At 58.9% G+C, this 13,032-nt stretch carries 10 protein-coding genes and 3 pseudogenes; 6 read left to right on the top strand and 7 right to left on the bottom strand.

Annotation, left to right across the window (positions count from 1 at the left end; translation table 11 throughout):
- Window positions 1-406: 406 nt before the first annotated feature.
- A complete protein-coding gene (locus tag DP107_RS16665) occupies window positions 407-1,372 on the bottom strand; it encodes an IS1595 family transposase (protein WP_144263254.1) in 966 nt (321 codons plus the stop codon).
- Between the two features lie 321 nt (window positions 1,373-1,693).
- Here DP107_RS16665 and DP107_RS16660 point away from each other — a divergent pair, with 321 nt between their 5' ends.
- Both DP107_RS16660 and DP107_RS16650 read left to right on the top strand, forming a co-directional pair.
- Entirely contained in the window at window positions 1,694-2,458 is a 765-nt protein-coding gene (locus DP107_RS16660) for a DUF7260 family protein (RefSeq protein ID WP_144263253.1), read from the top strand.
- A gap of 419 nt (window positions 2,459-2,877) precedes the next feature.
- Window positions 2,878-3,186 (top strand): amphi-Trp domain-containing protein, encoded by a 309-nt coding sequence (locus DP107_RS16650; RefSeq protein WP_144263252.1) that lies wholly within the window; start codon window positions 2,878-2,880, stop codon window positions 3,184-3,186.
- Between the two features lie 218 nt (window positions 3,187-3,404).
- Here the strand turns inward: DP107_RS16650 and ppk1 are convergent, their stop codons facing one another.
- Entirely contained in the window at window positions 3,405-5,684 is a 2,280-nt protein-coding gene (gene ppk1, locus DP107_RS16645) for a polyphosphate kinase 1 (protein ID WP_144263251.1), read from the bottom strand.
- Between the two features lie 19 nt (window positions 5,685-5,703).
- Window positions 5,704-6,393, bottom strand: a complete 690-nt coding sequence (locus DP107_RS16640; RefSeq protein WP_144263250.1) for a metallophosphoesterase family protein — start codon at window positions 6,391-6,393, stop codon at window positions 5,704-5,706.
- Window positions 6,394-6,791: 398 nt separating this feature from the next.
- Here DP107_RS16640 and DP107_RS16635 point away from each other — a divergent pair, with 398 nt between their 5' ends.
- Window positions 6,792-8,036, top strand: coding sequence for an ethylbenzene dehydrogenase-related protein (locus tag DP107_RS16635; RefSeq protein WP_144263249.1), 1,245 nt, complete (start codon window positions 6,792-6,794; stop codon window positions 8,034-8,036).
- Window positions 8,037-8,221: 185 nt separating this feature from the next.
- On the opposite strand, the gene DP107_RS16630 is transcribed toward DP107_RS16635, so the two are convergent.
- From DP107_RS16630 to DP107_RS16620, 3 genes and pseudogenes are all read right to left on the bottom strand, one after another.
- Window positions 8,222-9,274: a hypothetical protein gene (locus DP107_RS16630; RefSeq protein WP_144263248.1), complete on the bottom strand. Its 1,053-nt coding sequence runs from the start codon at window positions 9,272-9,274 to the stop codon at window positions 8,222-8,224.
- 87 nt (window positions 9,275-9,361) lie between these two features.
- Window positions 9,362-9,795: pseudogene (locus tag DP107_RS16625) on the bottom strand (low molecular weight phosphatase family protein).
- Entirely contained in the window at window positions 9,792-10,190 is a 399-nt protein-coding gene (locus DP107_RS16620) for an ArsR/SmtB family transcription factor (RefSeq protein ID WP_144263247.1), read from the bottom strand. The pseudogene DP107_RS16625 and the gene DP107_RS16620 overlap by 4 nt, the downstream one beginning before the upstream one ends.
- Window positions 10,191-10,545: 355 nt before the next feature.
- Here DP107_RS16620 and DP107_RS16615 point away from each other — a divergent pair, with 355 nt between their 5' ends.
- The 3 genes and pseudogenes from DP107_RS16615 to DP107_RS21705 form a co-directional block, all read left to right on the top strand.
- A complete protein-coding gene (locus tag DP107_RS16615) occupies window positions 10,546-11,046 on the top strand; it encodes a hypothetical protein (protein ID WP_144263278.1) in 501 nt (166 codons plus the stop codon).
- Between the two features lie 6 nt (window positions 11,047-11,052).
- Window positions 11,053-11,418: a DUF7568 family protein gene (locus DP107_RS16610; RefSeq protein ID WP_144263246.1), complete on the top strand. Its 366-nt coding sequence runs from the start codon at window positions 11,053-11,055 to the stop codon at window positions 11,416-11,418.
- 72 nt (window positions 11,419-11,490) lie between these two features.
- Window positions 11,491-11,607 (top strand): annotated as a pseudogene (locus DP107_RS21705) (DUF7567 family protein); the annotation flags it as partial.
- 53 nt (window positions 11,608-11,660) lie between these two features.
- On the opposite strand, the pseudogene DP107_RS16605 reads toward DP107_RS21705, so the two are convergent.
- Window positions 11,661-12,985, bottom strand: a pseudogene (locus tag DP107_RS16605) (RNA-guided endonuclease InsQ/TnpB family protein).
- Window positions 12,986-13,032 lie beyond the last annotated feature (47 nt).

The following is a 13,032-nucleotide window of genomic DNA, read 5'->3' as shown; positions in this document are numbered from 1 at the left end:
CCCCATACTGATAATGTATATGAACCGAACGATTCAGCGGCGAGTGAATGCCCGTTGGAAGAGCGTCGTGATCTTCATCGTAGCCATGATTGTAGGTATAATGGCGTATACGGGCGACCTCGTCTATACACCTGTCGTACTCGTACTGTTGCTGATTGCGGTGGGAATCGGTTGGTACGGTTCCGAGCAGTAATCCGGAGAGCCTCGTAGCGACCTATCAGAGATACGCGCCCTGTATCTCGCACGCCTATTTGAGCGCTTGGAAATTTTTTGTACTATGGAAACATACCAGTATATAAATATATGGAAATCAGATAGGGCCTTCCAATTTTGAGAAGCATTATGAGTCATTTCGTGACGACGATAATGAATGGTCGTTTGAAATTCAAGAAGGCTCTTGCATAACTCAGCGAAACACGTTGACGACGAAGCAGTCAAGAAGGCCGTGTAGCGGTGCTTCAGCAAGGTTCAACGTCCGTACGAACCCGTAGGTTCGGACGGACTGCTCCAATCCGGGCTTGGAGAGGCCACGGAACTTTCGTGGCCACGGGTTCACCAGCGACCAGAGGCATTCGACTTGGTTGATATGAACGCCGTCATCTGTAACGAATTCTTCGGAGTGGACAACGGTCTGCTCGTTGTCGTAGACGAATGGCGCGTACCCGCGCCATCCGTCGTGCCAGACATCGTTGAGTTTCCCCGAGAGAATCTCAACTTCGTCGAGTGCTGGCTTGAGTTCCTCCGGTTGGGCACCTGGCTCAGCTCGGAGCACGCGAAGCGTGTCACGACACGCGCCGATGATCGTCATCGTGTCACCAGGCGTTCCTTCCCACCGTGATCGTCCGCCTTCTCCAGAGCCGCCGCGGGAGAGCCCGTCCCGCGGCGGCGTCTGGCCTTTGTAGCCAGAGCACTTCTGGCCGGTTTCGTCGATCTGGGTTGGGCCGTCGATAGTGTGTTGGATGCGTTCCCAGACGAGATAGAAGCCGCGCTCGAAGGCGGCTTCTATCTCTCGAATCGTGGTATGGATCGTATCGTAGACGGCGTCGAACAGCTGTGTGATCTGGTGGATGCTGAGGAGCGTGTCGGCGTAGAGGACGAACGCGATGGCGATCTCGCCGGAAGTGAGCGTGCGGCCTTCGAAGGGAGTGTTGCGCGTGTACGTGAACACGTACCGGCAGTTGGTACACCAGACGCGGGGACTGCCGTCCCCGGTCTGGATTGCGATTTCGCCACACTCTGGGCAGGGAGCCTCTTTCCAGGCCTGCTTACAGCGCCGCTCGATCTCCGCATCGAGCGGCTCTGGGCGCAACACTATTGAGGTGAGATCCACAGATTCCCGTAGCATCCCGCCGAAGGCTGTCTGATTGTGCATAGCAACTAGCGTACGGCGGGATGCTGTAATTCTCGGGGCGTTGTTTCACTCAGTTCGGTAAGAGCCTCGCCAGCGAGCAGTCGGATTACATCAGTCATTAATACATCGAACATACGAGCGGTACAACGTCGATTCGGTCCCGTCGAAAAGTCATTCAGGCCTCCATCGCACCTATTGCGGATTCGACCGGGTGTCACCACGTGTATGTTTCACAATCCCCCCCGATATAACCCCCATAGCAACCGATTTAATACCGGCATTCGTTCGTTGCAGACAATAGCTCGCTTCCGATGGAGGAGTTATAAAACAAATCCTCTGACAATGACGGTAGAAACCCGACAGCCCACAATCGAATGTGCGTTAGCCCACGTAGACGATGAAATCGATCATGTCCGTGCAGAGAGGGATTCGTTTGAGGATTTTCTTGACCGCCTCGATACGATCCAAACGAACGGCCGTGTCACTCCTCGAACGGACGGTAACCACGCAGTTGTTACAAGCCTCGAAGCGTCAGCTCCCACGGAACTTCAACCAATTCGGCGTGCTTACCGCGAAACTGTAATGGGGGTTTCACACTACGAGCAGGAATACGGCGATACGCTCCGAGAGAGTTTAACGGTTGAACTGGGCGAGACAGTCGCAACCTATGTTATGGACGGGCAAATCCTTAGCCCGATGGTTCGCGATACTCTCCGCAAGGCGACGAACCAATGTTTGGCTGAACGCGAGGATTTCCTCCGTTTACTTCGGCAGGAAAGCGGGTCTTTAGATGCCATAGCTAACGAACTGAACGAACTCGAAGCGCGCGTCGTTGAAATCGGCAACCGAATCGACGCCACGGAAACCAGTGCCCAGCTCGCCCGCATCGGCGAGAAGCTACAACGCACAGAACAGCGTTGCACGGCCCTCGCGAACCGCCGTCAAAAGCGAATTCACAGCCGAGAAAACATAAGCCTCTCCGGCGTCGATTCGGCAAGTCTATCGCAGTACCTCTACACCGATATGGAGACGGTTACGCCGGCGCTCGCCGACATCGCATCCTGTATAGAGACGATACGGTACCTCCGCATCCGCTGTCTCCATTAGTACACTGTCAGGTGGATACCGTTGTGACCGACGCTAAACTGGCTCGTTCGGGGAAATGCTGCGGGCGCTTCCGATAATCGGCCTCTGGATTGCCCGAGTTCATCCGGGGAACCGATGACGGGAGCGGGCAGAGTGTTGGCTGATGTAATGGCGATACGACACGGTGCGTCTATCTCAGCATTGGATGATGTCGGATTGTGTCGTTAGTCGTCGGTCGCTGACTCGGATGTAGATGAATCGAGACTCCCGATGTGCGACCCGCTCCAGTCGAACCTTCGCTGGAAGTATAGCGCGACGTTCATCAGGGCGAGCAGCGCCGGTACCTTGACAAAGTGGCCGGCAAGTCACGATTCACCACATCCGCCAGTTGGCGGTCCGAGACCACACGGCTTTTATTTAGGCACTCGTAAAAATAGGAGATGTCACAGACCGATTCTGATACAGGGGATGAGACCGAGGACGAGCTGACCCTAATCCGAGAGGGTCGAGACTTCGAACAGGAATATCGACTCAGTGCCGCCGAAGCGGGTCGATTCTTAGTCGAAATTGGTGAGAAGCTCCAGCAGGGAAACACACTGACCATTACTGGTGATGAGTGGAAACTGCCGTTTACGTTCGGGGAGCCGGTCGAGCTCGAGGTAGAATTCGAGGGATACGACGAGCAAGAACTTGAAATCGAGATCGAGATTCCAGGTACCACCGACGAGACGGCACCGAGTGTCGAGTAACGCCCTACAGAGAGGCAAGGCGAGTGCCTCGGGGCTTGACCCCGAGGTGCTTCACGAAAAACTGCGTCGATTGGCGTTCCCCCTACTGAACTCGGAGGTAATCGCTCGTTTGCTTATCAACAGTTTTGATCCGTGCTGTCCGAGGACTTTGGGATAGCCAACTGTCAATCCAATACTGTACGCGGAGGTCAGTGTAGGTAGGCTGCTCTCTGTTCCGCCTATCCGGAGTTTTGGACCCCCTCATTGTCATTCTCCGGCGTCGTAACGAGGATATCGCTGTCGAACTGGTAATCGGTCGCGAGCCACATCCTACAGCCCTCGCGCCCGACGGCAGCCCGCGTCTCTTCCATGAGGATTCTTTGTGTATCAATCATCGTTTCGCCGTCCGCCGGGTGCTGCTGATCGTAGCTCCCATCTGCGTTCATCGTCCAGCGGAGCCGGTTATCAGCGAGAATCAGTTCGAGGTTGAATTTCAACTGTCGGCGGATATCCAGGTTCTGTACAGGGGTGACAGCCTCGACCCGGTTGTCGAGGTTCCGGGTCATCCAGTCGGCGCTCCCGATATAGTACTCGGGGTGCCCCTCGTCCTCGTTGAGGTCGTCGCTATCGGCTGCCCGCGCACCGTTCTCGAAATAAAAGATCCGCGAATGTTCGAGGAATCGGCCCACTACTGAGTGGACGGAGATGGTTTCGCTTATGTTCTCCAGCCCGGGGCGAAGCCGGCAGATGTCGCGGACGATGAGGTCGATGTCGACCCCAGCCATCGACGCCCGGTACAGCTCCTCGATGATACCCGGGTCCTCGAGCCCGTTGATTTTCACCACGATACGCGCCGGCCGACCGGCCTTCGCGTGCCGGGCCTCGCGTCTGATATAATAGGTGAACATCGACCGCATCGTCACTGGCGCGACCAGCAGCTTCCGGAACTGCTCGTCCAGGCCGGGGCCGGTGAACGAGTTGAATAGCGTGACCAGGTCCTGACCGATGTCCTGGTCAGCCGTCAGCAGTCCGAGGTCGACGTACCCCTTCGCGGTCTCGGAGTGGTAGTTCCCGGTTCCGACATGCGAATAGAGGTTCACCTCCTCGTTCTCTTCGCGGACGACCAGGGCCGTTTTTGTGTGTGTCTTCAGCCCGATGGTCCCGTATGCGACGTGGATGCCGTTCTCCTCGAGTCGACGGACCCATTCGAGGTTGTTCTGCTCATCGAAGCGGGCTTTCAGCTCAACCATCACGGCGACCTGCTTGCCGTTCTCGGCGGCTTCAATGAGCGACTGAATGACCTGTGAGTCGCTGGCAGTCCTGTAGATTGCGGCCTTCACCGCCAGCACGTTGGGGTCGTTTGCCGCCTCGGTGAGGAATCGCTGGACGGTCTCGCCGAAGTCGTGGTATGGGTGATGGAGCAGAATGTCTCCTTCGTCGATGGCCTGGAAGATGTTCCGATTCGGAAGGTCTTCTTGGGTTTCGTCGAACGCTTTCGGTTGGCTGTCTGCGAGTCGTGGGTGCGATGTCGGTTCCCAGGGGTCGCGTTTCAGTTCGGGCCGGTCGAGTTCCACTAGTGAGGCGAAGTCACGGTAGTCTATCGGGCCGTCGAGGTCGTATATTTCCCGTTCCTTGAGATCCAGTTGCTCTTGCAGCGTCGAACGGATACGGGGGTCCGCGCCCGATTCGATCTCCATCCGGACGACGCTGGCGAATCGACGCTGTTCGAGCACGTCCTCGATCATGTCGATGAGGTCCTCCGCGACTTCCTCGTCGCGGCGGACCTCCGCGTTCCGCGTCAGACGGAACAGCGCCGTATCCAGGATCTCGACGTTGGGTAGGAGGATGTCGAGGTTATGTCTGATGACATCCTCGACGAGGACGTATCGGGGGTCGTCACCCACCTCGACCAGCCGCGGCCGGTTCGGTGGGATTTTGATCCGCGTGAACGTCGGGCCGTTATCCCCCGATTGACGTGTGAGTACCGCGAGCGAGAGCGAGCGGTTCGAAATGAACGGGAACGGGTGAGCCGGGTCGAACGAGAGGGGGGTCAGGGTCGGCTTGATGGACTGCTCGAAGTGGTGACGCATCCGCGACTGCTCCTCCGTACCGAGTTGATCGTACGCTACGATTTCGATGCCCCGTTCGGCGAGCGCCGGGCGGAGCTCCGTAGCGTAACAGCGGGCCTGCCGCTCCAGCATCGGATGTAACGTTTCGTGAATTTCTTTCCACTGCTCAAGTGGGGTCCGGCCGTCGACTGTCCGATCGGTGACACCGGCCTCGATTTGTTGTTTGAGCCCGCCGACACGCTTCATGACGAACTCATCCAGGTTCCGGGTGACAATAGCGAGGAATCGGACCCGTTCAAGCAACGGATTCCGATCGTCCAAGGTCTCGTGGAGTACTCGCCGTTGGAAGGCGAGTTCGCTCAGTTCGCGGTTCAGGTACAGATCCGGGTCAGACAGATCGACTTCAGACGGCTCATGGGGTTCAATTTCGGGTGGATCATCGGTGGGCATCTCAGGACTGCGATGGTGTCTATCGGGGCTCAACGATGCTGTCAGCCGATCGCGACTGGTACGTCTCCGGGGGTTCAACGGCGATCAGTTGCTGGCCCCGGTAGTCGTAGGCGGTCAGCTGGCCGCCGTAGACACAGCCCGTGTCGAGTCCGACGGCGTATTCGCTGGTGAACGGCTCAGCAAGGACGGTATGGCCGAAGAATACCCGCGGGGATTCTCGGCGGGTCTCGAACCAGTACGGACGCTCGTAGCTCGCGTCCGGAACGAGCGATCGGGTGTTCAGCAGCTCCGTGAGCGTATGTTCAGCAAACGGTTTCCGGTGGTCGATTCCACCGTGGACGACGATGGCGTCGTCCCACGAGATGACGACCGGCAGGGAGTCGAGGTAGTTGAGATCATCCTCGGTCAGTGTAGCAATCGATTTCCGCCCGTCGACGAGTTTCTGCTCGTTGTTTCCCCGGACAGTATGGTAGTTCGGGTGCGACCGGACGAGATCAAGTACGCCCTTGCTGTCCGGCCCCTTGCGGACCAAGTCTCCAACGAATACCACGAGGTCGTTACGAGTCGGCTCAGTCGCCCCGAGTAGTCGTTCCAGCGTGGCTCGACAGCCGTGGACATCACCGATAATATAGATTTCGTCCCAGTCGCTGCGGTCGAGGCGGAGGTGGGGCTCGTCGATATTCGCTTCCTGAGTAAGTTCAGTATTCATTGTGGGCAGGCGATGGAACAGCCTGTGAATAATAGCAGATAGGTAGCGCGCCGTTTAATTGATTATATTGGTAGTATATATCAATTAGTAGAGGTACTCGGTCGTAACCAGATTTATCGATAACTTCGGTTGACTGGACAGAGATGGGGGTAGTTCTGCTTATTCAGTACTTGCCGGCTAAATTATTTCAGATGTAAAATATAAATCCCGGCATGGTGGTTTTGCTAATATAATATTAATAAAGTTGTGTGCTGCGATGGGGGCGCATCAAGACCCTCTGAAGATTCCCACCGTCATGCATAGTCGTCGATGGGACACTCCTCACCGTGCTCTGTATGAGGATATGTCACAATGTAGCACAGAATAAGCCATCGGGAGGGTATACGGGAACCACAGCAATGGGCAGCAATTGGATGCCGGCCGATGCGGAGAAGCAACTCCGAACGCGGGCAGCACACGATGGGGAGCGACTACACTTCCAGTTCCGGTGGGACCAGCCAGACCCTGGCGGGTGGATTCACGATATGCTAGTCTACCACGAGGGTGAGTGGCGACAGTTCGCGACCCCGTCGCCGTGGGTAAGTGGCGACGATGAGCATACCGGGTTCTACGAGGACCGTTTGAGCTTCTTTCTGGACGACGGAACTGTCCGCGGCTTCGAGGAGTTCGCCGGGTGGCTCACCGCACACGAAGGGATGCGGTCGCTTCCGAGCGCGGCCGCCCCCGACGAGGTGGAGGCTCACCCTCACTACGGAGAGCGTCTCGAGAAATCGGATATCCAGAAGTTCCTGCCGCAGGCGTGTGCCGGTGAGTGGTGGGAAGGCGACTGGCGTGAGGTCCGCCCGCCCGGGGAGTTACGAGCGATGAAGAGACGGGGTGAGTTCCTCGACTTACCGATGTGGCGCGCACATCGGTCGGATCCGGTCGGGTTTGGGACCGACGCATACGTCTTGGACTACCGCCATGCAGACGACGGACGCCGAACGTACACCAGTCAAAACTGGGACGCCGGTTCAGGCCCCGAACTGATGTTCGATCCGGATGTTGTGAACGGGGGCGCGCTTGATTACCACGCAGTTTCTAATGGCGAGTTCCCCACACAAGGCTCGGGGACCTATGCGCTGACACCGGACGTGACGGTTCCGTTCGACCGGAACGTAGCCGAGTGGGAGGGGGCGATGATTCCTCGGCGACCCCTCCGCGAACCGACCGGGAGTGCCGCTGACTGGACCGCCTCGGGAACATGGACCGGTGAGGAATGGGTCGTCAAAATGTCGCGACAGTTGTCCACCACAGACCCCTCGGACACCACGCAGTTGACTCCGGGTGAAGTGTACCTTTGGGCTCCCGCAGTCCACCATGGTGCGGGCAAACGCTGGCACTGGACCGGCTACACCCATCGCCTCGGTCTTGGAGTGACACCCGAACGGAGGGCCGACCTGCCACCACCGCTCACCGCCCACAAGGTTGACCCCGCACCGACCGCAGCAGCCGTTGACTGGGACGCGCTTCCGACGCACACGACCCCGCTCGTCTTTCCAGGGATTCAGTCCTGGACTGATCTCGTTGAGGGACCGAACGCTGACGCCGTCAGGAATCTAGAGACGACGATGTGGGCGTTACATGGCCGCGCAGAGGACTGATCTCAGGGCGGATTGAGATTATCATATTACTGAGTGATCCCCAACCGATTGTCCTGCGAGGTTCGCACCATCTATGCAGTAGCGACTAAACGGACTGGCAACTGCTGTCACTAGCGGTTTGACCGATGCAGAGATGTCATCAACCCCATTATTAGTGGTTTGGTACGTTGGAGAATGGTGGTTTCTTATCCTGGTGTTGGCACCCACACCGGGGACGCGAGAAGGCCGCTCATCGCCAAGAGACCGATCAGAAGCGAGGTCACGATGATACTCGCCGCCGGCGGGTCCAGATGTGTCTCTGCATGAGCGTAGAACACCCGCTGAAGAACCTCGCCGAAGAACGCCCCGACCAGCCCGAATCCCGCCCCAACTACCAGCGCAATCCAGAGGGGCACGGAAGTTGCGACGAGCGACGGGGTCAACTGGGTCAGTGGTGCATCTACGAGTGCCAGGACCGCCGTACTGGCGGGTAGCGTGATGTCGTGTGTAACCGGGATCTCTGCCACGTCAGCGTTCAGCAGGAACAACACGACCACGCTGATGCCGAACACGAGGAATGCGCTGGCGGTCAGATACGCGACGTATGCCCCCAGAACCCCGACGAGAACGCCCAGGCTTAGTACGTGACTCCACCGGTACTGGTAGGGCAACCATGGTTCGACGGTGGTGCTACCTCCGTCGGCCATCGGTTCCCCGTCGGTCGTCGCTCGTTCGTAGGGTGTCATGTCGAACCACCGGTTCGGTGCCGCGCCGATGAGGCTGTATCCGAACGCGAGCCGGTGTGCGAGTGCTGATACGGCAACGCCGAGCGCCACTGGGTCGACAGGCACGCCGACGGTAGCTGCAGTCGTCGCAGTCCAGTACCCGATGATACCGAAAGCGCCTCCAACTGCAAGAACATCTGGCCGACTCCCAAGGCCCCGTGTCACCTCCTTCGCCTGATGATACTCGAACTCGGTGTCGAGATACCCTCGCTTGCTTGCGTAGGCGAGCGCCGCCGCTCCGCCGCCGAACGCAACATGTGGACCTAAAACGACGCCGAAAGCCATTGAGCCCGTAATGTCTACAGGAAGGGTCTCGACGCCGACGGTTCGGGCGCCGAGTTTGTACAACTCTCCGACGATGACCATCAGCCCAGCGAGCGAAAACGACGGGAGAGCGCCGACGGTGGCGCTGAATGCCCCGCCCGCGAACGCCGCCACCAGCATCTCAAGGCTCCAGAGTTCAGCGAATGCCATCGTTACGTGCCGCCACCCCACGGCAGATGGGAGCGAATTGGTCTACTGTTCGACATCCAACGGAGGGCGGCGTTCTGCTCTGGCGAGTTACGCACTGTCGCCCACCCCCTGTTCGATTTCGTCGAACAGGGTACGAACCTGCTGGCGGACAGTCTCGCGGATTTCGCGGACACGTTCGATGGGCTGCCCGTCGGGATCGTCTAGCGCCCAGTCTCGGACATCTACCGACGATGCGTCGGCATCGAGGTCCAGCGTCGAACAGCCCATCGTGCAGACGATATCGCAGGACTCCAGTTCCGACGTCGAGATTGTTCGTGGCGTCCGCCCCGAGAGGTCGAACTCCGCCTCGCTCATCACCGTGATGACTTCGTCGTGGACGTGATTGGCAGGATGGGTTCTCCGGTGAGAATCTCCACAGCCTCGGTGAGTCCTCGTTCGGTTCGCTCCTGTTCGGCGAACACGGTCGCCATCTGGGAGCGCCCAGCATTCTGTACGCACATGAACGCGACCCGGAGGGTCATTCGCCATCGCCTCGCGTCCGGTCAAGGGCGTCGAGAATTGCCTCTGCGCGCGGTGTGGCTCCGTAGTACCGCCATTGGCCATCCTTACGTCGAGTGACGAGGCCTGCCTCGCGGAGGTCGGAAAGGGCGTGGCTGATTGCGCTGTCGCTGACATCTAACAACGGCTTGAACTCACAGACGCAGAGGTCCCGTTCTGCAGCGGCGAGGAGCCGGACGATCCTGTGGCGAGTCTCAGTACTGAGGACCTTCAGCGCGTTCAAATCCGAACTCAGGTCGGCTGGGATGGATTCCTGATACCCGTTGAGCGTTGCGAGTCTGTCATCGACATCGGATTGGCAACACCTGCCGAGCTGGGTACCGAGGAGCCGTTCGAGTCGCTCCGTCTGAGAGGCCATAGATGAGTATATGAACAATCGCTCATATGTATTCTGGAATCGGTGTCGCCGGTCGGAGATGGCGCTGGTTATGCGGCATAAGAAATTCGGTGGGCTTTGACGGAAATTAAGATCCCACTGTGACCGACTCGCGCTGTGTATTCAGCACTGCCTTTCTGACAGATACTGATTAAGTTATGCCTCACTAAGGGGGAGTCGTATTCTGGATCGGGCGGATTTGATCCCAAAATGTGAATATAAACCCACGTCGTGTAGGGCATCTTGAACTACTGTTCGCTCCGATAAGTGTCTATTCGCGCCGGCGAGAGGGTGGCGCGCGTCGGTATCCGTGCCGACGAGCGTCGGAGTGATGCAGATGCATATTGTCATCTATGCACTGGTAGAGGCATCGACAGAGGACGAAGCGTTAGCTGCGGGGAAGGCGGTATTCGATCGGTTAGTCGGCGCGGAGCCGCATTCACGGGCCGTCTTCGATTACTACTGTACCTTTGACGAGGACGACACGACGGTCGCCGGGAAGGCCCGCTGGGGAGATCTGCCGACGGCAGCACCCATCAACTCAGAGGAGGGCGGTGAACTGCTCGATCGAGCCTGGAACGCCACAAAGGAAGAGTTCCAGCGGAGTCTCGACCGCGTGAAGGAGGCGCTCGACGAGCTCAGCGACGAGGCGATCATGCGCGACGAGGGCCTCGCCCGACATGCGTTCCACCAGGTCGGCGCGTACGAAGGGCCCTCGATCCCGATGTACGACCAGCACGCACAGGGGATTCGACATCGGGATCAGCTCGAGCGAGTCCTCGAGGAAGACGAGGACAGCCAGACGCTCTGGATCGTCCCCGCAGACGTTCACTTCTGACTGGCAATGCCCAGAATCACCAATTGGTCCCGGGAGAGTCGTACACCAACACTCGCGTATCGGAACACCGAGACCGGAGCACGCGCCGTCCTACACCGGACGCCGGACTCATACCGGTACAAGTGGCGCGGGGCGATCCTCGTCGACGGCTACCCGGTCTGGTCGCGAGGCTTCGAGACGAAGGAGGCGACGACGTTCCGAGATGCACTTCGGGAGCGGCCAGCGCCCGAACTGAGCTGTCCGGAGTGTCCGAACGACGACGTTCTCGTCGGTGAGAAGACAGCTGATGGAGCGAAGGTACAGCGCTGGTACGACTGTCCGGACTGTGGGTACGAAGCCCCCTCGCGCATCGTCTACGGCCCTGAACGCTGAGAACGTACACACGCAGGGTGTTTTTCGGCCGGGGCGGAGAGAGTGACCCGGTCGAACCGGGTCGGTCCAACAATGAGTCTCGAAGTACTCGACCGACACAGCGAGGCACTGTTCGAGTTCCTCTGGTGCCCCGTCTGCGGGCAGGAAGTGTTCACCCACATTCCCTTCGAGGGAGTGTTCTGCAAGAACTTTGACCTCCTCCCACTCCTGAAGGGTTGGGATTCCTCCGGTGGGGATTTCGGCTATGCCGGTCCCCCGGAGGCAATTTTCCCCACCTCACGATGGGTACTCCGGTCTGTGCGATCCTCTTTGGGATTTGTCCGTCTAAGGAACGGGGCGGTTGTGGCTGGCCGCCACTCGTGATTGTCCCACTCGAGGCGCACGGGCCGGGCCATCGGCCCAACTTCACCACCGGTCTCACGGTCGAGGAACACCCTGCTCGCCTTCAAATCGCTGTGCCCCTCGAAACCACACGAGGCACATCGGAACACGTCTCCGTTCCGGTGCGTCTCCTCGCGCTCGCCGCACTCCGGACACTCTTGTGTCGTCCACGACTCTGACCTCTCGACGACCTCGATGCCGTACTCCTCGCACACGCACTCGAGGCGGTCGGTGAACCGTGAGAACGCCCAGAAATTGTGCGTCTTCTCGTTCACCACGCACTGCCAGTGCGTCTCCAGTACATCCTCTAGATCGCCGACGTACACCCGGCAGACACCGTCTTCGTACAGTCGTTCGACGAGATCGCGCACTAATGCGTCCTGCGCGTGATTTCGGCGCTCGGTCCGCTGTCGGTACAGACGGTCGATGCGCGTGCTCGTCCGCCGCTGATCGTCCAGTTGGGACTGGTAGTGGGCGATCTCCTCAGTCATCCCCCGGAATCGCTCGAAGAGACTACGCCCCTTGTAGAGGAACTGCTGGCCAGTTGTAGTGGTGCAGGCGGCGAGGTTGTTCGCGCCCACGTCCAAGGCGGCCTCCCTGGAGGCCAGTGGTGAGTCCCGCCGAGAATCAGGCACGGTGACGGGTTGGAGTGCCCTGAACGTGTCGCGTGTCTCGTCGTACACCAGTTCCAACCGGCCCTGTTCCCCGTCCCACTTCGGGTCGCCGCAGGCTTCGAGGCGGAGGCGGCCGGTGATGCCGTACTTGTCCTTCAACGCCTTCCCGACGGGAATTTCGAGGCGGCTTCGGTTGCCCCACTGGAGGGTGTACTGGTCATTACGGATGTACGTCCGCAGTTCTCGGCCATCTTCCTCGTTGCCCCAGTACCCGGGTGGGCTGGGTTTATCCTCTCGGTCGCCCCGTGGTATTTTTCGTTGAGGGCGAAGAACGACCGCCACGCTTCGCTGTTCTTGCGGGGGATTTGCTGGACTGTTGCACTCCCCAGTACGTCCTTGTAGCGGTCGCTGGGGTTGGTGGCGTGCCAGACCGAGTCCCCGTTAAAGAAGGCTTGGCAGCGATTGTAGGTGAGTTCGTTCCAGAGTGCGGCTGACGCATCGAGGAGGTTGAGGAGTGCCTCGCGCTGTTCGGGCGTGCGCGGGCGTACCTCGAACTCGTCGACGCGCTTCATCGCCGTACCAGTGTGTAGCTTCCGAACCATTATAAACCTTGTTTTAC

Source organism: Haloglomus irregulare, assembly GCF_007421925.1.
Taxonomy (GTDB): Archaea; Halobacteriota; Halobacteria; order Halobacteriales; family Haloarculaceae; genus Haloglomus; species Haloglomus irregulare.
This window is presented reverse-complemented; position numbering and strand designations above follow the sequence as displayed.

Coding starts and splice junctions, on each gene's coding strand:
- DP107_RS16665 (WP_144263254.1), bottom strand. CDS start 1,372: ATGCACAATCAGACAGCCTTCGGCGGGATGCTACGGGAATCTGTGGAT.
- DP107_RS16660 (WP_144263253.1), top strand. CDS start 1,694: ATGACGGTAGAAACCCGACAGCCCACAATCGAATGTGCGTTAGCCCAC.
- DP107_RS16650 (WP_144263252.1), top strand. CDS start 2,878: ATGTCACAGACCGATTCTGATACAGGGGATGAGACCGAGGACGAGCTG.
- ppk1 (WP_144263251.1), bottom strand. CDS start 5,684: ATGCCCACCGATGATCCACCCGAAATTGAACCCCATGAGCCGTCTGAA.
- DP107_RS16640 (WP_144263250.1), bottom strand. CDS start 6,393: ATGAATACTGAACTTACTCAGGAAGCGAATATCGACGAGCCCCACCTC.
- DP107_RS16635 (WP_144263249.1), top strand. CDS start 6,792: ATGGGCAGCAATTGGATGCCGGCCGATGCGGAGAAGCAACTCCGAACG.
- DP107_RS16630 (WP_144263248.1), bottom strand. CDS start 9,274: ATGGCATTCGCTGAACTCTGGAGCCTTGAGATGCTGGTGGCGGCGTTC.
- DP107_RS16620 (WP_144263247.1), bottom strand. CDS start 10,190: ATGGCCTCTCAGACGGAGCGACTCGAACGGCTCCTCGGTACCCAGCTC.
- DP107_RS16615 (WP_144263278.1), top strand. CDS start 10,546: ATGCATATTGTCATCTATGCACTGGTAGAGGCATCGACAGAGGACGAA.
- DP107_RS16610 (WP_144263246.1), top strand. CDS start 11,053: ATGCCCAGAATCACCAATTGGTCCCGGGAGAGTCGTACACCAACACTC.